General features: G+C 65.8%; 18 protein-coding genes. 11 read left to right on the forward strand and 7 right to left on the reverse strand.

Going from position 1 to position 19888, the window contains the following annotated elements; translation table 11 throughout:
- The first annotated feature begins 20 nt into the window (after nucleotides 1–20).
- The 7 genes from BG023_RS09850 to lexA all read left to right on the forward strand — a co-directional run bounded on the left by BG023_RS09850 (nucleotide 21) and on the right by lexA (nucleotide 5781).
- A complete protein-coding gene (locus tag BG023_RS09850) occupies nucleotides 21–836 on the forward strand; it encodes a phosphodiester glycosidase family protein (RefSeq protein ID WP_233992983.1) in 816 nt (271 codons plus the stop codon).
- The gene (locus tag BG023_RS09855; protein WP_069310294.1) at nucleotides 833–1444 is read left to right on the forward strand and encodes an anthranilate synthase component II; all 612 of its coding nucleotides are present in this window, start codon (nucleotides 833–835) and stop codon (nucleotides 1442–1444) included. The genes BG023_RS09850 and BG023_RS09855 overlap by 4 nt, the downstream gene beginning before the upstream one ends.
- Entirely contained in the window at nucleotides 1441–2433 is a 993-nt protein-coding gene (trpD, locus tag BG023_RS09860; RefSeq protein ID WP_069310295.1) for an anthranilate phosphoribosyltransferase, read from the forward strand. The genes BG023_RS09855 and trpD overlap by 4 nt, the downstream gene beginning before the upstream one ends.
- Nucleotides 2434–2438: 5 nt before the next feature.
- Nucleotides 2439–3239 (forward strand): indole-3-glycerol phosphate synthase TrpC, encoded by an 801-nt coding sequence (trpC, locus tag BG023_RS09865; RefSeq protein WP_069311252.1) that lies wholly within the window; start codon nucleotides 2439–2441, stop codon nucleotides 3237–3239.
- The gene (gene moaC / locus BG023_RS09870; protein WP_069310296.1) at nucleotides 3236–3709 is read left to right on the forward strand and encodes a cyclic pyranopterin monophosphate synthase MoaC; all 474 of its coding nucleotides are present in this window, start codon (nucleotides 3236–3238) and stop codon (nucleotides 3707–3709) included. Before trpC ends, moaC begins: the two co-directional genes overlap by 4 nt.
- Nucleotides 3710–3863: 154 nt before the next feature.
- Nucleotides 3864–4886 (forward strand): molybdopterin molybdotransferase MoeA, encoded by a 1023-nt coding sequence (locus BG023_RS09875; RefSeq protein ID WP_335673834.1) that lies wholly within the window; start codon nucleotides 3864–3866, stop codon nucleotides 4884–4886.
- Nucleotides 4887–5094: 208 nt separating this feature from the next.
- Nucleotides 5095–5781 carry a transcriptional repressor LexA gene (lexA, locus tag BG023_RS09880; protein WP_069310297.1) on the forward strand — a complete coding sequence of 229 codons (687 nt, stop codon included), beginning with the start codon at nucleotides 5095–5097 and terminating at the stop codon, nucleotides 5779–5781.
- A gap of 197 nt (nucleotides 5782–5978) precedes the next feature.
- On the opposite strand, the gene BG023_RS09885 is transcribed toward lexA, so the two are convergent.
- Entirely contained in the window at nucleotides 5979–8267 is a 2289-nt protein-coding gene (locus tag BG023_RS09885; protein WP_069310298.1) for a ComEC/Rec2 family competence protein, read from the reverse strand.
- A 65-nt stretch (nucleotides 8268–8332) separates the two neighbouring features.
- Here BG023_RS09885 and gltX point away from each other — a divergent pair, with 65 nt between their 5' ends.
- The 3 genes from gltX to BG023_RS09900 are packed head-to-tail and all read left to right on the forward strand — an operon-like array spanning nucleotide 8333 to nucleotide 11299.
- Nucleotides 8333–9769, forward strand: a complete 1437-nt coding sequence (gene gltX, locus BG023_RS09890; protein ID WP_069310299.1) for a glutamate--tRNA ligase — start codon at nucleotides 8333–8335, stop codon at nucleotides 9767–9769.
- A gap of 41 nt (nucleotides 9770–9810) precedes the next feature.
- Nucleotides 9811–11097: a citrate synthase gene (locus tag BG023_RS09895; protein ID WP_069310300.1), complete on the forward strand. Its 1287-nt coding sequence runs from the start codon at nucleotides 9811–9813 to the stop codon at nucleotides 11095–11097.
- Nucleotides 11098–11110: 13 nt separating this feature from the next.
- Entirely contained in the window at nucleotides 11111–11299 is a 189-nt protein-coding gene (locus BG023_RS09900; protein WP_069310301.1) for a hypothetical protein, read from the forward strand.
- Between the two features lie 7 nt (nucleotides 11300–11306).
- Here BG023_RS09900 and BG023_RS09905 read toward each other — a convergent pair whose 3' ends face one another.
- From BG023_RS09905 to BG023_RS09920, 4 genes are all read right to left on the reverse strand, one after another.
- Complete coding sequence (locus tag BG023_RS09905; RefSeq protein WP_069310302.1) at nucleotides 11307–12713, reverse strand: sensor histidine kinase; 1407 nt, start codon at nucleotides 12711–12713, stop codon at nucleotides 11307–11309.
- Between the two features lie 8 nt (nucleotides 12714–12721).
- Nucleotides 12722–13654 carry a hypothetical protein gene (locus BG023_RS09910; RefSeq protein ID WP_150122851.1) on the reverse strand — a complete coding sequence of 311 codons (933 nt, stop codon included), beginning with the start codon at nucleotides 13652–13654 and terminating at the stop codon, nucleotides 12722–12724.
- Between the two features lie 56 nt (nucleotides 13655–13710).
- Entirely contained in the window at nucleotides 13711–14907 is a 1197-nt protein-coding gene (locus tag BG023_RS09915) for a hypothetical protein (protein ID WP_069310304.1), read from the reverse strand.
- 96 nt (nucleotides 14908–15003) lie between these two features.
- Nucleotides 15004–15315, reverse strand: a complete 312-nt coding sequence (locus BG023_RS09920) for an Hpt domain-containing protein (protein WP_069310305.1) — start codon at nucleotides 15313–15315, stop codon at nucleotides 15004–15006.
- A gap of 69 nt (nucleotides 15316–15384) precedes the next feature.
- On the opposite strand from BG023_RS09920, the gene BG023_RS09925 reads away from it, so the two are divergent.
- Nucleotides 15385–17937 carry an ATPase gene (locus tag BG023_RS09925; protein ID WP_069310306.1) on the forward strand — a complete coding sequence of 851 codons (2553 nt, stop codon included), beginning with the start codon at nucleotides 15385–15387 and terminating at the stop codon, nucleotides 17935–17937.
- Here the strand turns inward: BG023_RS09925 and BG023_RS09930 are convergent, their stop codons facing one another.
- Both BG023_RS09930 and BG023_RS09935 read right to left on the reverse strand, forming a co-directional pair.
- Nucleotides 17938–18219: a DUF1467 family protein gene (locus tag BG023_RS09930; protein WP_069310307.1), complete on the reverse strand. Its 282-nt coding sequence runs from the start codon at nucleotides 18217–18219 to the stop codon at nucleotides 17938–17940. It abuts the gene before it with no gap.
- Nucleotides 18219–19874, reverse strand: coding sequence for a ribonuclease J (locus BG023_RS09935; RefSeq protein WP_190315750.1), 1656 nt, complete (start codon nucleotides 19872–19874; stop codon nucleotides 18219–18221). Before BG023_RS09935 ends, BG023_RS09930 begins: the two co-directional genes overlap by 1 nt.
- Between the last annotated feature and the right edge of the window lie 14 nt (nucleotides 19875–19888).

The raw sequence follows: 19888 nt of genomic DNA on the forward strand, positions 1-19888 counted from the left end.
TGCGCGCCGCTTTCCTTTGCATGGCCGGCTTGTTCGCCCTTGCCGCCTGCTCCGATCCTCCGGCGGGCGAGCCCGTGGTGCGCTCGCAGCTCGATGGCTCGCAGCCCAAGGCCTCGCCCTCGGCCAAGGCCACGCAAGCGACCGGCGGTCCCTCGGCCTGCCGCGCAGTTGTGTTCGAGAGTGTGCCGCTAACCCATTGCATCGCCGATCCGGCCAAGCACCGCATCGGAATGGCGAACCTCGGGCCGGACAAGCAGCCCTTCGGTTCGCTGCTGACCTTCAGTGGCACGGTCGATGCGTCCACCATCGCCTTTGCGATCAATGGCGGGATGTATGGCGATGATCTGAAGCCCATCGGCTACTATGTCGAGAATGGCGAGCGCCTGAAGGAGCTCAACCGCGAGAACGGTGAGGGCAATTTCTACATGAAGCCCAACGGGGTGTTCTTCGGCTCAGGCGGCCAATGGCGCGTGCTGGGGAGCAACACCTTCTTCGAGACCGTGGGTGACCGCCCGCAATTCGGGACGCAATCCGGCCCGTTGCTTTTGGTGGATGGCAAGCTTCACCCTGACATTCAGGACGATGGCCCCTCCAGGGCGATCCGCAACGGCGTGGGCGTCGATGCCAGCGGCAAGGCGCATTTCGTGATTTCGGGCGGGCCGATCAGCTTCGGGCAATTGGCGCGGTTCTATCGCGACGAGCTCAAGGTATCGAACGCACTCTATCTCGACGGGCAGGTATCCTCGCTATGGGATCCGGCGACCGGCAGGCAGGACGAGGGCCGCGTCGGCCCGATCATCGTGGTGACGAAACGCGAAGAGGCGAAGGCGCAATGATTCTCGTCATCGACAATTACGACAGCTTCACCTTCAACCTCGTCCATTACCTGATGGAGCTGGGGGCCGAGGTGCGTGTCGAGCGCAATGACGCGCTGACCGCTGCCGAGGCGCTTCGGACCAATGCGACCGGCTTCCTGATCTCCCCCGGCCCCTGCACACCCAACGAGGCGGGGATCAGCCTCGATCTGGTCGCGGCCTGTGCCGATAGCGGCAAGCCCTTGATGGGCGTGTGTCTGGGCCACCAGGCGATCGGCCAGCATTTCGGCGGGCAGGTCGTGCGCGGCGGGCTGATGCACGGCAAGACCTCTCCGGTGAGCCATGACGGGACGGGCGTGTTCGCCGGGCTGCCCAGCCCCTTCACCGCGACGCGCTATCACAGTCTTGAGGTGGTCAACGTTCCGAACGAGCTGATCGCCAATGCCCATGCCGAAACGCCGGGGAGCGATCACCCCAGCGTGATGGGCTTCCGCCACGCAAGCCTGCCGATCCACTCGGTGCAGTTCCACCCCGAAAGCATCGCCACCGAGCACGGCCACGCCCTGCTCGCGAACTTCGTGCGGCTGTGCGGGATGGAGCCGGTGCTGCCCGAAAGGCTGCGCGCATGAGCCTGCTGCCCGATGTCGCCGCGCCGCTCTCCGAAGCCGAGGCCGAAGCCGCATTCGGCGTCCTGCTCGACGGCGCGCCTTCGGAAACCGAGATCGAGCGCTTCCTTGTTGCCCTGTCAGCACGCGGGGAGACGGCGGACGAAATCGCCGGCGCGGCGCGGGCGCTGCGGGCGCGGCTGATCCCGATTAGAGGCCCCGAAGGCGCGATCGACGTCTGCGGCACGGGGGGTGACGGGCACCACACACTCAATGTCTCGACCGCCGTCAGCCTTGTCGTCGCGGCCTGCGGCGTGCCGGTCGCCAAGCACGGCAACCGCGCGGCGAGTTCCAAGGCAGGCGCGGCGGATACGCTCGAAGCCCTCGGTCTCGATATGGATGCTGCCGGGCGCACAGCAGAGCGGACGCTCGAAGAGATCGGCATCTGCTTCCTCTTCGCCCGCAACCACCACCCGGCGATGGCGCGCATCCAGCCCATCCGCACGCGTATCGGCCAGCGCACGATCTTCAACCTGATGGGCCCGCTGTCGAACCCCGCGAAGGTCACCAGCCAGCTGATCGGCATTGCGCGCCCCGCCTATGTGCCGATCTACGCCGGCGCGCTGGCGCGGCTCGGCACCGGCAAGTCGCTGATTGTCTCGGGCGACGAGGGGCTCGACGAGCTGAGCCTTGCGGGCGGCAACGAGGTTGCGGTGGTCACAGGCAACGGCTTCATCATGGAGCGCATCAATGCGCGGGTCGCAAGCCTGCCCCACGCCCCCGTCGAAGCGATCCGCGGCGGCGATGCCAAGCACAATGCGGTGGCGCTGAAGGCGCTGCTGATGGGCGTGCCCGGCCCCTATCGCGATGCGGTGCTGTTCAATGCGGCGGGCGCGCTGATGGTCGCCGGACGCGGCGAGGACTGGGCGACGCGCGTTGCCATGGCCGCCGAAGCGCTCGATTCGGGCCGCGCCAAGGTGTTGCTCGAAAAATGGATCGATCTGGCGGTATGAGCGCGATGAACAAGCTTGAGGAAATCTGCGCGACCAAGCGCGAGGAAGTCGCCGCGCGCAAACCCGCGACGACGCTGGCCGAACTCACCGCCGCTGCCGCCGCGCAAAGCGCGCCGCGCGGGTTCGAGGCGGCGCTGCGCGCGCGTGCCGCCAGCGGCTATGCCCTGATCGCCGAAATCAAGAAGGCCAGCCCGTCGAAGGGCCTGATCCGCGCCGATTTCCGCCCCGCCGATCACGCCGCAGCCTATCAGGCCGGGGGTGCCGCTTGCCTCTCCGTGCTCACCGACGCGCCCTATTTCCAGGGGCACGAGGATTACCTCGTCGCCGCCCGCGCCGCCTGCAATCTGCCGGTGCTGCGCAAGGATTTCATGGTCGATCCGTGGCAATGCCTCGAAGCCCGCGCCATCGGGGCCGATGCGATCCTGATCATCGTCGCCGCCCTAGAGGATAGCGCCATGGCCGAGATCGAGGCCGCCGCGCGCGAGCTTGGCATGGATGTACTGGTCGAAGTGCATGACGAGGCGGAGATGGAGCGCGCCGCGCGGGTGCTGAAATCGCGCCTGATCGGGGTCAACAACCGCGACCTGAAAACCTTCACCACCAGCCTCGCCACCACCGAACGCCTCGCCCCATTGGCGCCCGAAGGCACGCTGCTGGTCGGCGAGAGCGGGATCAACACCCATGCCGATTGCCAGCGGCTCGAAGCGGCAGGGGTTCGCACCTTCCTCGTCGGCGAAAGTCTGATGCGCGCTGACGATATTGCGAGTGCCACCCGCGCGCTGCTCGGCGCAGAACAGGCGGCATGAGCAAGCTCACGCACCTTGGCGAAGACGGCGCGGCGCGCATGGTCGATGTCGGCGGCAAGCCCGCCACGCCGCGGCGCGCTGTTGCATCCGGACGGATCACCATGTCTCCGCAAGTGCTGGAGGCGATCCGCGCAGGCAACGCCCCCAAGGGCGACGTGCTCGGGACGGCGCGCATCGCGGGTATCATGGCCGCCAAGCGCACCGGCGATCTGATCCCGCTGTGCCACCCGCTCGGGCTCGAAGCGGTGAACATCGATTTCGATTACGAAGAGAGCGCCATCCGCGCCACCGCCACGGCCTCCCTCACCGGGCGCACGGGCGTCGAAATGGAGGCGATGACAGCGGTTTCTGTGGCACTCCTCACAATCTACGACATGGCCAAGGCGATCGACAAGGGCATGGTCATCGACAGCATCCGCCTGATCGCCAAGAGCGGCGGCAAATCGGGCGACTGGAAAGCGCCTGAATGACCGCACCGCTGTCACTGGAAGAGGCGCAGGCGCGGCTGCTCGCGCTCGCTCCGGTGCTTGGTTCAGAGCGTATCCCCGTCGAAACAGCGCTCGGCCGCGTGCTGGCCGAGGATGTCCATGCCGCGCGCACCCAGCCCCCGCCGATCTGTCCGCGATGGACGGCTATGCGCTGGGCGCCGGCGAAGGGCCTTGGACGCTCGTGGGCGAAAGCCGGGCCGGTACGCCGTTCCCAGGATCGCTGGGCGCGGGGCAATGCGCGCGGATATCGACCGGGGCAATCGTCCCTGACGGGGCGGACCGCGTGCTGCTCCAAGAAGATGCAGGCGTAGAGGGCGGCATCGTCACCGCTACCGAATATCCGCCAGCAGGACGCCATATCCGCAGGCGCGGGTTCGATTTTGTCGAGGGCACCCGCCTGCTCACGCGCGGCACCCGTATCAACGCTGGCCGCATCGCGCTGGCGCTGTCGGCAGGACGCGGCGAGGTCAGCGTGGCGCGGCGCGTCACTGTCGCGGTGTTGGACAGCGGGGACGAGCTCGCCGCCGATCCCGCCCACTGCCTCCCGCACCAGATCCCCGCCAGCAACGGCGCGATGATCGCGGCCATGCTCGCGCCTCTGGGGTGCGAGGTGCTGCGGCTTGGCCCGGTGGGCGATGACATGGCCGCGCTCGCTGGCGCGCTGGAGCGCGCCAAGGCGGCCGACATCCTCATTACTTCGGGCGGGGCATCGGTGGGCGATCACGATCTGATCAAGCCCGCGCTCGCCGCTTGGGGCGCGGAAACCGCTTTCTGGAAGGTCGCGATCAAGCCGGGCAAGCCGCTGCTGGTGGCGACCAGAGGCCGGCAGGTGATCCTCGGCCTGCCGGGCAATCCGGTGTCGAGCTTTGTGACCGCCTTCCTCTTCGCCCTGCCGCTGGTGCGCGCGGCACAAGGCGATGCCGATCCGCTGCCGCGCAGCCTAACGATGCCCGCTGGAGAGGCCCTGCCCGCCATCGGCCCGCGCCGCGAATTCCTGCGCGCGGTGACCGATGGCGGCGCGGTGCGGCTGGCCGGATCGCAGGATTCCTCCGCTTTGAGTGCATTGGCCGCCGCCGATTGCCTGATCGACCGCCCTGCACATGCGCCGGCGGTGCCTGCGGGCGAACCGGTACGGGTGTTCCCGCTCCAGAATGGCTGAACTCTGCGGCTTTGCCAGCGGGTGCGCTTGACTCGGCTATCAAGGTTGCCTACTTGTTCCTTGTTCGTTCACCTTATCGGTGCACGGCCCGTGCAGGCAAAGCACCGCTTTCCGTTCCGGCGAGTGGGTGCCTCTGGCAGCACGCAATGGGACTGGCACGGCAGAGCCGCGAAGCGCGGGCGTCGTGCGACCAAGGGAGTTGTGATCAATGCTGACCGCCAAGCAGCACGAACTGATCCGTTTCATCCAGCAGCGGCTGGAAGAAACCGGGATTTCGCCGAGTTTCGAAGAAATGAAGGAAGCGCTCGATCTGAAGAGCAAGTCGGGCGTGCACCGCCTGATTTCCGCTCTGGAAGAACGCGGCTTCCTGCGCCGTCTGCCCAACCGTGCCCGTGCGCTCGAAGTGGTGCGCCAGCCCGAGGATGTGACGCCGGCGCGCGGCAATGCGGCGGCGGGTGGCAATGTGGTCTCCATGCCCGCCCCCGCCCCGCGCGTGGCCGAAGCGGCGAACGATGTGATCGAACTGCCCTTGCACGGCCGGATTGCCGCAGGCGCGCCGATCGAGGCGCTCGAAGGGCAGAGCACGCTGCCGGTGCCCGCTGCGCTGCTTGGCCCGGGCGAGCATTACGCGCTCGAGGTGTCGGGCGATTCGATGATCGAAGCCGGGATTTTCGACGGCGATTTCGCGCTGGTGCGGCGGACCAATACTGCGCGCGATGGCGAGATTGTGGTCGCGCTGGTGCGCGGCGAAGAAGCGACGCTCAAATATCTGCGCAAGGAAGGCGCGCAGGTGCGGCTCGATCCCGCCAACGCCGCCTATGATCCGCAATATTACCGCCCCGACGAGGTCGAGGTGCAGGGCAAGCTCGCAGGCCTGCTGCGGCGCTACCACTGATTGCAAATCGGGCCGGGGTCGGCCGTTTGAGACCACACCTGCGGTTTCTATCCGGCGTGGAACATTGACCCCGGCCTGTTTTTCTCGGACTTACATAGTGTTAGTCGAAAATGTTCCACGAAAAGCGGTGATTTAGCCCGGTTTAGACCCCTTCTAGACCCCTGTTAGCCCCCCTCTAGACCCCCGCTAGCCCCCCCTTAGCCTCCGCCAGATGGCCGTTTGCGGTCGTTCTGGCCCGCCTTCCACCAGCCATGCGTCCCCTGGCTGTCGGCCACGCGGGTGATCGTCTGATCCTCCAGATTGATCGAAAGCCCCCCGCTCTCTTCCAGATAGCGGCGATCGGCCTTGAGCCAGCGCGGCTGGCAGGCGCGCGGCAGAAACCGCTCCGAAACGACAATATCCGCCCGCCCGCACGCCGCCGCCAAAGCCCGCTCCTCGACCTGCTCGCGCCCCCGCGCCAGCAGGATCACCCAGTCGCGCCCACCCCGCCGGATGGTCATGACGCAGAACGCCGAAGAACAGCGCGCCCCCGGCCAATTGGCGAGGACTAGCGGCTCGCCCGCAACCCCGGCGAGCTCCATCATATTGTCGCGGGTGTAGGTCGACCGGCTGTTATGCAGGGAGAGCAGATGGCGGGTTCCATCAGGTGCGCTCATTGTGATCCCCACCTGCCGCCCGTCGCCGGCGACCAGCAGATCCGGGATCGGGGTCAGCGCCACCAGCCCGCTCGCCAGCACAACCGGCACAAGCCCCGCAAGTCGCACCCGTCCGCGCCATAGCGCCAGCCACAAGCCGCCGAGCGCAAACAGCGCAATCGCCCACCCGCTAATCTGCGGCATCAGCCGCACCGCGCCCGCCTGCGCCGCAGTGAAATGGGCGATCCCCAAGAGCAGCGCGAGCGAGCGCTCGACCAGCCACCACGCCGGCGCACCCGCTCCCACGGTATCCAGCGCGAGGGCCAGCGCGATCAGCGGCATCGAGACGAAGGTCACCAGCGGGATCGCCACCACATTCGCCACCGCGCCGTAAAGCCCCGCACGGTGGAAGTGGAACAGCACCACCGGCATCAGCGCGAGTTCGATCACCACACCGGTCACAAACAGCATCACGACGCGCCGACCCATCCGCGCCGCCCATGGCTCGTCGCGCGGGGCAAGGAAGGCCCGTACTGGCGCACTGGTGGAGACCGCGATGATCGCCAGCACCGCGGCAAAGCTCATCTGAAAACTCGGGCCGATGGCGCTTTCGGGCCACAGCAGCAACACCACGCCGGCGGCAACCGCGACCATCCGCAACGACAAGGCCTCGCGTCCGAGCATCAGAGCGCCAAGCACCAGCAGGGCGGCGACACAGCTGCGGACTGTCGGCACCTCCGCGCCGGTAAGCAAGGTATAGCCGATCCCCGCAACCGCCGCGCTCGCGGCCGCGACGATCGGCAGTCGCACCCGCAAGGCGAGCGCAGGCCACAGCGCAAGGAGCCGCAGCACCACCACATAGGCTGCCGCAATCACCGCGCTGACGTGGAGCCCGCTGATCGACAGGAGATGCGTCAGACCCGCATCGCGCATCGCGATCTGGTCAGTCTCGCTGATGCTGCCCCTATCCCCGCTGGCAAACGCGGCCGCGATTGTGCCTGCCGATCCCTCCACTCGGAAACGCACATGGGCCGCCAGCGCGCGCTGAATCTTGGCCAAGGAACCGGCGTCCGGCGCAGATTTGATAATCTCGACAGGCCCCACCGCGCTTCCGGTCGCGGCAAGGCCCTTGAACCATGCGGCACGGGCAAAATCATAGGCCCCTGGCAGCATTGGCGGAGCGGGCGGCATCAGCCGCGCCCGAAGCCGGACAGTGGCGCCCTCGCCCAGCGTCGTCGGAACACCCTCGGGTCCGAACGCGTCAAGCGGAACATTGACCCGGACTTTGCGCGCCGTCCCACTTTCAGCGTCGCGCACGGCCAGCGTCAGTCGCAAGCGTCCTTCGGCAGGTTCATCCTCGCGTTCGAGCACGGTCCCGTGAAGTTGAGAGAAGGAAGGCCGCGCGATCGGTTCGGCCCCCACAATCGCCGAACGTGCCCAGATCACGCCGACACCGAGCGCGAACACCAGTCCGGCCGCGATCACCGCCATCCGAAGATTGCCCCGCGTCTCGTCGGCGAGGCTGCCAAGCGGCCACACGGCCAAGGCGCCGAGCGCCGCGAGCACTCCCCCGGCCATCGCCGCGCACCATTGCCATGGCCCCGGCAAAGCGAACCACGCCAGAATGCCGCTCGCAAACACCACCGCCAGCCATGGGGCACGATCAAATCCCGATTGGGCGAGGAAAGCCTCGGCTGCATCCGCCATACGGGTTCCGGGTGAAGAGCCGCCTGCGCCGCTGCCGATGCTGGACATTGGCCCTGCGTCCTGCCAAGGGCGCGGCATTGCTCCGCCAGCGGCGTCGCTGCCGCCCGGATCGTCCCCCATCGGAATGAGCGGCACATCGCGCATCGGCTTGTCCCCCCGACAGCCTGATCATCGCCAAGCCGCTCAAAGTGAACAGGAAGTCATCGTTCATGGCAAGCGAAAGCAGCACGGACAGCACTGGCACCACCGGCGGCGTCGTCACCCGCTTCGCGCCCTCGCCCACCGGCTATCTGCATATCGGCGGGGCGCGCACAGCGCTGTTCAACTGGCTCTACGCCCGCCACCACGGCGGACGCGTGCTGCTGCGGATCGAAGATACCGACCGCAAGCGCTCCACCCAGGATGCGATCGACGCCATCATCGAAGGGCTCGATTGGCTCGGGCTCGATTTCGATGCCCCGCCGCTGTTCCAGTCCGACCGCGCCGAACGCCATGCCGAAGTCGCGTGGCAGCTGCTCAAGGCCGGCCATGCCTACAAGTGCTTTGCCACGCCTGAAGAGCTTGAGGCCATGCGCGAGGAGCAGCGCGCGAACAAGAAGCCGCTGCGCTATGACGGGCGCTGGCGCGATCGCGATCCTGCCGAAGCGCCCGCAGGCGCGCCCTTCACCATCCGGATCAAGACGGCCAACGAAGGCGAGACCACCATACACGACCGGGTGCAGGGCGCGGTGACGGTGAAGAACGAGGAAATCGACGACTACATCATCCTGCGTGCAGACGGGACGCCGACCTATATGCTCGCGGTCGTGGTCGACGATCACGACATGGGTGTGACCCATGTGATCCGCGGCGATGATCACCTAAACAACGCCTTCCGCCAGCTGCCGATCATCCGCGCGATGAACGATATAGAGGGCAACTGGCCCGATCCAATCTACGCCCACATCCCGCTGATCCACGGATCGGACGGCGCCAAGCTGTCCAAGCGCCACGGCGCGCTGGGTGTCGAGGCCTATCGTGACGAGTTCGGCATCCTGCCCGAAGCGCTGTTCAACTATCTGCTGCGTCTGGGCTGGGGCCACGGCGACCGCGAGGAGATCACGCGCGAGGAAGCCATCGGGCTGTTCGATCTCGACGGCGTGGGCAAGAGCCCCTCGCGCTTCGACCTCAAGAAGCTCGAGAATCTCAACGGCCACTACCTGCGCGAGGCCGACGATGCGCGCCTGGCGGCACTGGTTGCGGCCCGGATCGGCGAAACGGCCGACGAAGCACTGCTCACCCGCGCCATGCCGGTACTCAAGGTGCGCGCCAAGAACGTCAATGAAATCACTGAAGGCGCGGCATTTCTGTTTGCCAAGCGCCCGCTTGCAATGACGGAGAAGGCGGCCGAGCTGCTCGAAGGCGAAGCACGCACCATCTTGCGCAGCATTTGCACCGCACTTGCAGCGCAAAACGACTGGACAAGCGAGGCACTCGAAGCCACTACGAAGGCGCTTGCGGAGGAGCTTGGATTGGGTCTCGGCAAGCTGGCGCAGCCGATGCGCGCGGCGCTGACCGGGACGACCACATCACCCGGGATTTTCGATGTTCTGGTCCTTCTGGGCCGGGACGAAGCTCTCGCTCGGCTCGACGCGCAGGCTGCGTGACGCCGCGGGCGATAGCAGGGATTATGGACAGGAGATAGATCTTGGCAGACAAGACGGCGAAACTCGAAATCGGCGGGAAGACTTTCGATTATCCGGTGCTCGAAGGCAGCACCGGCCCGGACGTGATCGACATCCGCAAGCTCTACGCACAGACGGGCGCGTTCACCTTCGACCCCGGCTTCACCTCGACCGCGAGCTGCGAAAGCGCGCTGACGTACATCGATGGTGATGAGGGCGTGCTGCTCCACCGCGGCTATCCTATCGGGCAGCTGGCCGAAGATTCGAGCTTCATGGAAGTCAGCTACCTGCTGCTCAACGGCGAACTGCCGAGCCAGCAGGAACTCGCAGACTTCACCTACACCATCACCCGCCACACCATGCTGCACGAGCAGCTGATGACCTTCTATCGCGGCTTCCGCCGTGACGCGCACCCGATGGCGGTGATGTGCGGCGTGGTTGGCGCGCTGTCGGCGTTCTACCATGACAGCACCGACATTTCCGATCCGCAGCAGCGCATGATCGCATCGCACCGACTGATCGCGAAGATGCCGACGATCGCGGCGATGGCCTACAAGTATTCGGTCGGCCAGCCCTTCATGTATCCGGACAACAAGCTGTCCTATACCGGCAACTTCCTGCGCATGACCTTCGGCGTTCCGGCCGAAGAGTACGAGGTGATCCCGGCGGTGGAACGCGCGATGGACCGGATCTTCATCCTCCATGCCGACCACGAGCAGAACGCCTCGACCTCGACCGTGCGTCTTGCAGGGTCCTCGGGCGCGAACCCGTTTGCCTGCATCGCGGCCGGCATCGCCTGCCTATGGGGCCCGGCGCATGGCGGCGCGAACGAGGCCGCCCTCAACATGCTCAAGGAAATCGGGACGCCCGACAAGATTCCGCACTACATTGAGCGTGCCAAGGACAAGAACGATCCGTTCCGCCTGATGGGCTTCGGTCACCGCGTATACAAGAACTACGATCCGCGGGCGACCGTGATGCAGAAGACCGTGCGCGAGGTGTTCGACGCGCTCAAGGTCACCGATCCGCTGTTCGAAACCGCGCTGCGGCTCGAAGAGATCGCGCTCAACGATCCCTATTTCATCGAGAAGAAGCTGTTCCCGAACGTCGATTTCTATTCGGGCATCATCCTCTCGGCGATCGGCTTCCCGACCACCATGTTCACCGCGCTGTTCGCGCTCGCCCGCACCGTGGGCTGGGTGGCCCAGTGGAACGAAATGATTTCGGACCCCGGCCAGAAGATCGGTCGTCCGCGCCAGCTCTATACCGGCCCGACCCAGCGCGACTATGTTCCGCTGAGCCAGCGCTAAGCGAGCTTTCCCGATGGTGCTCAGAGTGATTGGCGGTGTGCTGATCGTGCTGGGCACCATCTGGGCTCTACAGGGCCTTGGCCTGCTGACCTGGCCTGCGGAAAGCTTCATGCTCGCGCGCCGCGAATGGGCGCTTTACGGGGCGATCACTGCAGCTATCGGAGCTTTGGTGGTGTGGCTCGGTCGTCCGCGCGGCGGCTGACGCGCAGCTATTGCTGCGCGGGCAGTTCAAGCCGGAACAGCGCCCCGCCCCCTTCGGCGCTGGTGACTGTCAGAGTGCCACCCATTGCTTCGGCCAGTCGCCGCGAGATGAACAGGCCTAGGCCTGATCCCTTGTCCTTGCCGCCGTCACTGTCCCGCCCCAGGCGTTCGAACTTGTCGAAGATGCGGCTGGCCTGCTCGGGCGTTACGCCCGGGCCTTCATCCGCGACGCTCACCGCCACCTGACCCGACGCCATCCGTTCAGTAGCGATCCGCACGGTGCTGCCCGCCGGCGAATAGGCGATCGCATTTCCGATGAGGTTGATGAGGATCTGCAGCACCCGGCGGAATTCGGCGATCGCGATAGTTTCCCCCGAGGCGGCAACCATTTCGAGCACCGTATCGCGGTTCTGCGCCCGTACGCCGAGAATGCCTGCGGCCCGCGTCGCCGCATCGGCAAGATCGACCGGTTCGCGCGCAGTGGCAAAGCCCGGGGTCTCGACGACTTCGAGATCGGCCAGATCATCGAGCATCGCGGACAGGTGCTGCCCGGCGCTTGCGATTGTTCCGGCATATTCGCTGTATTCATCACGGAGCGGCCCCGCGAGGCGCGCGCGGATGGTTTCGGCATTGGCGATGATGCGGGCGATCGGCTGGCGAAGCACCGGCGTGAGCGCCGAGCCAATCAGCCGCGTGGGAGAGGCATCCCCGCTCCCTGCTCCCTCGTCCGGTCCTTGCGATGCACCTGCAACCAGCGGCTCCTCGGCAATCAGCAAGAGCTCAAAGCCGGCCGGGCTGTGCACGTCCGGGCCGAGCGGGATCAGGCGAATGCGCCAGTTACGCCGCGATCCGGCAAATCGGCACAAGGTGCCATCGAGCAGCCGCCAGTGAAGCGACTGATGATGACTGACTGCTGCCAGTTCGACAAGATCGCTCCAGGGGATTCCCGGCTGTGCCAGCGCCGCGGCCTGAAGCTCTGCGGCATCGGTCGCAAGCGTGCTCAGCACTTGCACCCGCTGCTGCGCATCGAGCCGGGCACTGACTTCCGCAGTGGCCCGGTCAATCGCGTCCATCGTTTCGGCCAATTCACGACTGCCGGGTGCCGCGAGCGCGCTGCGCTGCCAGTTCTCGACCAGCAATTCGCATCCCCCACCTTCCGCTTCGCCTAGCGGATGGATGCGTACAAAGCCGCTCACCAAGGATTCGCCGTCAAAGGCGGTGAAATTGCGCGCCAGCTTCAGGCCCATGCGGCGCGATTGCTGCACGAGGGCAAGCAGCTCGGGAATGGCCAGCGTGCCGGGCACATCGCCGCCGCATCGCTCCTGAAGTTCCGCGAGCGCCTCGTCAGCGCTCAGCAGATGATCACGCGCGTCGGTCAGTCCGCACGCGCCCAAGAGGTTTTCGTGGCGATCCATGACGCGGCTCACATCCCGCCCCCTGCGGCAAGCAGGGCGGCGGCCCGTTCGGCCGAAAGCTCCGCAATTGCCCGCGGAAGGCGGGCCGAGGGCTCCACCAGCGCGAATTGCCGTTCAATCACGGGAAGCGCCACTTCTGCTGCCCGCAACGCCAGTGCGAACCGGATGCCCTGCCCTTCGTGGCACGCCAGCACCCATTCCCCGTGCGATTGTCGATGCCGAGCCGCCAATGTGGTCGCGCACAGCGCAATGCCCGCATGATCAAGCGCAAGCGCGGCAAACGCGCCCTGTCGCATGGCGGCGACGAGCCGTGCCAGAAGGCCAAGCCGGCTGCTGGCTTCGTCATAGCTCTGCTGCAGCAGCGCGATTCGGCTGCGTGCGGCGGGATCGGCGACCAGCCCCTGACACCGTGCAATGACAGCGAAGAATAGCTCGGCAGGAAGTTCGCCCAGCGGCAGTTCCATCCGGCGCTGGGTCTGGAGAAACCGCGACTGCGCTGCCAGTGTGCTCATTGCCAGCGCTGCGACACCCGGATCGGGCGAGGCAATCAGTTCCTGCAGCAGCGGGCTGAGCACCGGATCGATGGCATGGCGCTGCTGGAAGCGTTCGGCCAGCACGGCCTCGAGCGCGAGGGCGTGACAGAAGCCGAGCAAGGCTTCATCCTGCATCAGCGCGTCCGTCCAGCGGTCGATCACGACGGGATCGCCAGGATGGGCCATACGGGCGGCTGGATCGCGTCCCTCGCTCGCCGCGAGCAGCTGCGCGGCGCAATCGCTCATCATGCCCCGGACCCGCGCGAGCACTGCATCGCTGAGCATCGATTGTGCATCGCTGGCGAGCAGATGGCGCAGCACCGGGACAACAGCCGACACCGCGCGGTACTCGCGCGCGAGTTCGCCCTTCAGGAGCGCCTCGACATTGCGGTCGGCGGCCAGGTCCATGGTGTCTTCGCCCATCCTTGCATAGATAGCGGAGGGATAGTTAAGGCGGCGTTAGTTCAATTCGGGCGGGCTTGCAGTAGCAAAGCGGCCAACAAAAGCGTGCACAGCGCGGCAACCGCAACCGGAAAAACTCCCATCACCGCAGCCACGGCGAGAACGGCAAGCAGGCTTGTCCGGTCGGATGCTAGGGCCGCAACGGGTTGTGGCCCGCTCGTTTCGGCAAGGCGCGCAAGCCCGATCAGAAGCGGGCCGCAGATCGCGAGTGGCTGCCATTGCGGCCAGGGAGCGAGCGCGAACCACAAGGTTGCCGCACCAAGGCCATCGACTGCGAGCGTCAACAAGGCCCGACCTCGCCCACGCCCCGACTTTCGGCGCAAGCTCGCCGCCAGCGCGGCATAAGCAAGCGCGATCCGACCCGCAAAGCTGCCAGCGGCCGCCACGCCAAGCCCGGCCGGCGCCGAGCCAAGACCAGCGACACCAACCCCTGTCAGCAACAGGATAAGCGCTACGAACCCGGCGATCTGTGCGCCTTGCGCCATGCCGCGCGGTGCAAGTTGCTGAACCAGTAACGTCGCAAGGCTTACAAGGGGCGCGCGCCAATCTGTCAGCGGGGCGGCGCTCGCGATCAGCGCCTGCTCATAACGCGTCACTGCGCCAGCACTATCGGCCAGCAGCCAACGCCCCTCGCTCGCCTGCGCGGCGTCGAGCATTTGGCAAGGGGTCCCGGCTTGCAGCGCAAGGCGCAACAGCACCGACACCGGATCGGCATCGCCCGGAAAGTCGGCCAGTTGTTGCACCGGAGCGCCGCGCATCACCAGCAACCCCGCCCAATGGCGAATGGCATCGATACGCTCGAAATCGTCGGGATGAGCCTGAACCAGAGCGTGCTCGGCAGGAAGGGCCATGACCATACGCCTGATGGTCTCCCCAGCGGCCGAGACTGCCTTGACGACCGCCGCATCGGGCACGAGGCCATCGCGCAGAATGACGAGATCGTCTTCGGCACGAACCAGCGCGGGAAGTGCGGCAAAGCCTTTGAGCGCCTGGAACGTGAGCCCTGCCCCTTCAACTTCATGCTGAAGGTTCAGGATCTCTCTGGTCGGCGCGTCACACAGGCAGATGATCCGCTCGACATCAAGAGCGCGCAGCAGGTCGATCTGCCATGCCAGCACACTGCGTCCGGCGAGCATCAGCTCGGCGCGCAGCTCTCCATCAGGGGTGCGAACATTCGCTGCAATCAGGCCGGTCCGCATCGTTCCCCCATCCCATCCCGCAAGGCAGGCCCAGGATTGGCGGTTTCAGGCAGATCGTTCAAGCATCAACGCGGCAATGCGCGCGGATCCCTGTTGTCAGCGGGCGACCGAGCGCGAGAAACGGGTCAGCACGGCTTCAATTTCGCGGATCGCCATCGGCTCGCCAGGTGCAGCGTTGAGCGCAAATTCGGCTGCCTGGAGCAATTCGTCTGCATGGAAACTGGCGGCCAGCCCCTTGATCCGCATCGCAGCCACGTTCCAGTTGCCATCGCACCGCGCGCGCTTGAGCAGATCGAGTTGGCTGCGGGCGCTCTCGAGAAAGGCAGCACGAAGCTCGCGCATCAGCGCGGGATCGTTGCCGGCTGCAGCAGCCAGCGTCGCATCGAGAGCACCACCATCGTAAGCCATAAAGCTCCGATAGGCTGAATTGGGTTAAAGCGGGGTTTATCCCGATTCCGCCTGTGGTATGAGGTGCCTATGGCAGGACGACATCAGATGCGCGCTTTCGGGCGCGGGCGCGGCGACGATACCGCTACGGGCACGGGTGAAACCGAAAGTTCGGTAGAGAGCTCTGCGGAAGAAAACGCGGCCGAGTTTGAGGCGTCCGAGGAATGGCTTGATACGGCCGAAGAGACCGCTTCTGCGTCACGTTTCGGTTGGCTGGCCCCTTCCCTTGCTTTCATCACCGTCGCCGGCTGGACCGGTTTCTTCGGCTGGGCGCACCAGACCGCGATGCTGGCCGGCGCTGCACCCGCGACCTGGGCGACATGGCTGGTGCAATGGTCCGTGCCGGTGGCGCTGATCGGCGTTGTCTGGTTGCTGGCAATGCGCTCCTCACAGGCGGAAGCGCGGCGATTTGCTGCCAGCGCAGCGTTGATGCGCGAGGAAAGCGCAGCGCTTGAAGCCCGCCTCAAGGTGGTCAACCGCGAGCTGAGCCTTGCGCGCGAATTCCTCGCTGCACAGTCGCGCGATCTTGAGGCGCTGGGCCGGATTGCGGCCGAACGGATCTCCACCCATGCGGCCGAGCTTCAGACGCTGATCGTGAACAACGGGGCTCAGGTCGATGCGATCGGGGCGACCAGCGAAACAGCGCTGGGCAACATGAATCGGCTGCGCGATGATCTTCCGGTCGTGGCCAATGCGGCGCGCGATGTCGCCAACCAGATCGGCGGGGCCGGTCGCAACGCGCAGGACCAGCTCGAGCGGTTGGTGGCCGGGTTCGAACGGCTCAACACCTTCGGTTCCGCCAGCGAAAAGCAGGTCACGCGCCTTGGCACGCAGGTGGGTGCAACGCTTGCCGGTTTCGAAGACCAGCTCGGACGGATCGAGGCATTGGTATCGCAACGCTTCGTCGCCCTCCAGGCCGATGCGGAAGCCTATCGCACGCAGATTGATGAGCTGGAGAACGAGGCGCTCGCCGCGCTTGGAGCACGCGCGCAGGAAACCGCCTCGGCGACCGAAGCGATTGCAGAGCGCCTGCGCGCAGCCAGCAGCGCCACTCAGGAACAGCTTGAAGCGAGCATCGCGCAGGTTCACGAAGGCTTGCTCGCCAAGCTGGCGATGATCGACGAAGTCGACCGCGCCAACGGCGCCGCCGCGAGCGAGCGGATCGCCACGCTGCGCGCCGAAGTGCAGACCTTCGAAAACCAGATGGCCGAGCGCAGCCGTGCCTTGGCCGAGCAGATCGAACAACGTCAGGCGGCGCTCGATACCCATGAAGCACAGGCCAGCGAGGTCCTGTCGCAGCGTCTGAGCGCGCTCGACGATGCCCTCGCCCAGCGGCGCGAGGCGCAAATTGCCGATACCGAAAAGCTGCTCGCTCAAGGCGAGGCGATTGCCGAGAAGATTGATCAGCTTGGCAAGGTGATGATCGCTATCGGCGAACACGGCGAGAGCGCGCGTGCAAGCCTCACGGCGGGCTTCGGCACGCTTGACCAGCAGCTGGCCGAAAAGCGCGCCGCCTTGCAGGATACCGAGGCCCGCCTCACGCGCCTGACCGAAAGCGGCATCCGCCTGCTCGAAATCATCCAGTCCGGCGTGCGCTCGACCCGCGAGGAGCTTCCGGCGGCCATCGCGGCAGCCGATGCCTCCTTGAGCGAAGCTGAAGCCCGCGCCGACAAGGTGAACCAGCTGATGCTCCGTTCGAGCCAGCATGGCACCGATCTATCGGAATATCTGGTGCAGACCCGCGGCGAGATCGATGCGGCCGAAATCGCCATCGCCGGCCTCAAGACCCAGCTTGCCAGCGAAACCGAAGACGCTCTCGCCCGCCTACAGGGTCTGCGCAGCGGATTTGTCCGCTTGGCCGAGGAAAGCGGAACGCTCGCCACGCAAACCCACGCCCAATTACTCGAGTCGCTCGGAACGCTCGAAGCAGCCATCGACAAGGCCTTTGCAACGCTGGATGAAGGCGCCCGCGAAAAGGCCATCCTCCTTGCGGAGCGGATCGGCACCGAAGCGGTCGAGGCGCTGGAGCGAGCCTTGCGTAACGAGGCAGCAGCAACGATTGGGAAGCTCGAACAATCAGCGGCTCACGCCTCCGGCGTCGGACGTGAAGCAGTGGTGCAGCTGCGCGACCAATTGGCACGGGTCAACGAATTGACCGGCAATCTTGAACAACGCGTCGCCCGCACCCGCGAACTGGCCGAAGAACAGGTCAATAACGACTTCTCGCGTCGCATGGCGCTGATCACCGAGAGCCTGAACTCGGCGGCAATCGACATCACCACCGCGCTCGCCACCGAAGTCAGCGATACAGCGTGGGATGCCTATCTCAAGGGCGATCGCGGCATCTTTACGCGCCGCGCAGTGCGCCTGATCGACAACGGCACCGCACGGGATATCGCCACGCTTTACGGCGATGACGAAGACTTCCGCGCCAACGTCAATCGCTACATCCACGATTTCGAGGCAATGCTACGCACCCTGCTCTCGACCCGCGATGGCCACACGCTTTCGGTGACGGTGCTGGGATCGGAAATCGGCAAGCTCTATGTGGCGCTGGCGCAGGCGATCCAGCGGCTGCGCTGATCAGCGCGCGGCCGCCGGTGGCTTGGGCAGAAAATCGATGTCGGCGGCAGTAATCCAGCCATACTGGTAATTGGCGACGAAGAGCGCCGTCGCGACCGCTGCCACCACGGATGCTCGCGTGGCCACTTTCCCGGGCTGGAAATTGACGGGAGCGCTATCCGCCTGCCCCGGCACCTTCGCGACCCCTGCCTCGTCCGCCGTTCGCACACCGAAGGGCAGCATGATGAAGGCGCTCATCACGAAAAACAGGAAATAGATCGCCGCGATCGAGGTCCACGCCATCAGGCCTCTCCGCCCGGCATCACCACCCGAACCTGCGGGCGCTTGCCCGACCAGCGCTGCACGGCCCGGCGCGCGGCAAGGCGCGCTGCCTCATGGATCGCTGCCGGATCGCGGGCATCCTTGCCCTTGAGGCGTCCAATCGCGGTAAGCACGTCGCCGGCGGCTTCCTCGATGAATTCCGGCAGGTCCTCGTCGAGCGGCAGGCCGATTGCCTCGATCACCGGCTGGTTGCCGCGGGTCAGAACCACCACCAGCACGCCTTCTGCGGCGATACGGCGGCGCATGGTCATCGCCTCGCCATTGGCGGGCGCAATGATATCGCCATCGAGCACCAGACGACCGGCGCGCACCTCGGCCAGCTTGCCCGGCTTACCCGGCGCAAGGCGGACCAGATCGCCGTTCTTCTGCACCACCTGCGAGGGGATGCCGCAGGCCTTACCGACGCGCGCCTGTTCGGCCATGTGCCGCATCTCACCGTGCACTGGCACGAGGATTTCGGGCTGAAGCCATTCGTAGAGCGCTTCAAGCTCTGGCCGTCCGGGATGGCCCGACACATGGATGAATGCCTGACGGTCCGTCACCATCGTGATTCCGCGCGCGGCGAGCTGGTTCTGGATGCGGCCGATCGGAATTTCGTTACCGGGAATCTGGCGCGAGGAGAACAGCACGACATCGCCCGCGGTGAGCTCGATCGGATGGTTGTTCTCCGCCATCCGTGCGAGCGCCGCGCGGGGTTCGCCCTGCCCGCCGGTCGCGATGATCAGAACCTGCCCGCGTGGGAGGCCCATCGCAGTGTCGAAATCGACGGGTGTAGGGAAATCCGCAAGATAGCCATTGTCCTGCGCGACCTCGATGATCCGGTCGAGCGAGCGGCCCGCTACACAGATCTGTCGCCCAGTCTCGCGCGCAACGTCGCCGAGCGTCTGGAGGCGGGCTACGTTGCTAGCAAAGGTGGTGACGACGACCCGCTTGCCGGTGTGGCGAGCGACCTCTTCCATCAACGCCCGGTGCACCGCACCTTCCGAGCCCGAGGGCTTCGGATTGAAGACATTGGTCGAATCGCACACCAGCGCGAGCACGCCTTCCGCACCGATCGCGCGCAGATCCGCCTCGGTGGTGGGCTCCCCGATGATCGGTTCCTCGTCGAGCTTCCAGTCGCCGGTATGGAACACGCGGCCGTGCGGGGTATCGATCAGGACCGCATTTCCCTCGGCGATCGAGTGTGCCAGCGGCAGATAGGTCACGGTGAACGACCCAAGTTGCAGCGGCCCGTCATCCTCGCCCACGATGTTAAGTTCGACCTTGCCGAGCAGCCCCGCTTCCTCAAGCTTGCGCGCGACAAGATCGGCGGTGAACGGCGTGGCATAAAGCGGCACGCCGAGCTCGCCCGCGAAATAGGGCACCGCGCCGATGTGATCCTCGTGCGCGTGGGTCAGCACAATTCCGATCAGGTCAGCGCTACGTTCCTCGATGAAGTCGAGATCGGCAAACACCAGATCGACACCCGGATATTCATTGCCCGAGAAGGTCATGCCGAGATCGACCATCAGCCACTTGCCCTGACAGCCGTAGAGATTGACGTTCATTCCAATCTCGCCGGAACCGCCCAGCGCGAGGAACAGCAATTCGTCTTCAGGGGAAAAATCGTTTTTCACATTGTCTCTTACGT

Source organism: Porphyrobacter sp. LM 6, from assembly GCF_001720465.1.
In the GTDB taxonomy this organism is placed as follows: domain Bacteria; phylum Pseudomonadota; class Alphaproteobacteria; order Sphingomonadales; family Sphingomonadaceae; genus Erythrobacter.

Bases quoted from the DNA above. Each gene is read 5' to 3' on its own strand.
- BG023_RS09925 (WP_069310306.1), top strand. From the start codon at position 15,385: ATGGCAGGACGACATCAGATGCGCGCTTTCGGGCGCGGGCGCGGCGAC.
- BG023_RS09920 (WP_069310305.1), bottom strand. From the start codon at position 15,315: ATGGCTTACGATGGTGGTGCTCTCGATGCGACGCTGGCTGCTGCAGCC.
- BG023_RS09910 (WP_150122851.1), bottom strand. From the start codon at position 13,654: ATGGACCTGGCCGCCGACCGCAATGTCGAGGCGCTCCTGAAGGGCGAA.
- BG023_RS09875 (WP_335673834.1), top strand. From the start codon at position 3,864: ATGGACGGCTATGCGCTGGGCGCCGGCGAAGGGCCTTGGACGCTCGTG.
- BG023_RS09915 (WP_069310304.1), bottom strand. From the start codon at position 14,907: ATGCGGACCGGCCTGATTGCAGCGAATGTTCGCACCCCTGATGGAGAG.
- BG023_RS09905 (WP_069310302.1), bottom strand. From the start codon at position 12,713: ATGGATCGCCACGAAAACCTCTTGGGCGCGTGCGGACTGACCGACGCG.
- gltX (WP_069310299.1), top strand. From the start codon at position 8,333: ATGGCAAGCGAAAGCAGCACGGACAGCACTGGCACCACCGGCGGCGTC.
- BG023_RS09855 (WP_069310294.1), top strand. From the start codon at position 833: ATGATTCTCGTCATCGACAATTACGACAGCTTCACCTTCAACCTCGTC.
- BG023_RS09930 (WP_069310307.1), bottom strand. From the start codon at position 18,219: ATGGCGTGGACCTCGATCGCGGCGATCTATTTCCTGTTTTTCGTGATG.
- trpD (WP_069310295.1), top strand. From the start codon at position 1,441: ATGAGCCTGCTGCCCGATGTCGCCGCGCCGCTCTCCGAAGCCGAGGCC.
- lexA (WP_069310297.1), top strand. From the start codon at position 5,095: ATGCTGACCGCCAAGCAGCACGAACTGATCCGTTTCATCCAGCAGCGG.
- BG023_RS09850 (WP_233992983.1), top strand. From the start codon at position 21: ATGGCCGGCTTGTTCGCCCTTGCCGCCTGCTCCGATCCTCCGGCGGGC.
- moaC (WP_069310296.1), top strand. From the start codon at position 3,236: ATGAGCAAGCTCACGCACCTTGGCGAAGACGGCGCGGCGCGCATGGTC.
- BG023_RS09900 (WP_069310301.1), top strand. From the start codon at position 11,111: ATGGTGCTCAGAGTGATTGGCGGTGTGCTGATCGTGCTGGGCACCATC.
- BG023_RS09885 (WP_069310298.1), bottom strand. From the start codon at position 8,267: ATGCGCGATGTGCCGCTCATTCCGATGGGGGACGATCCGGGCGGCAGC.
- trpC (WP_069311252.1), top strand. From the start codon at position 2,439: ATGAACAAGCTTGAGGAAATCTGCGCGACCAAGCGCGAGGAAGTCGCC.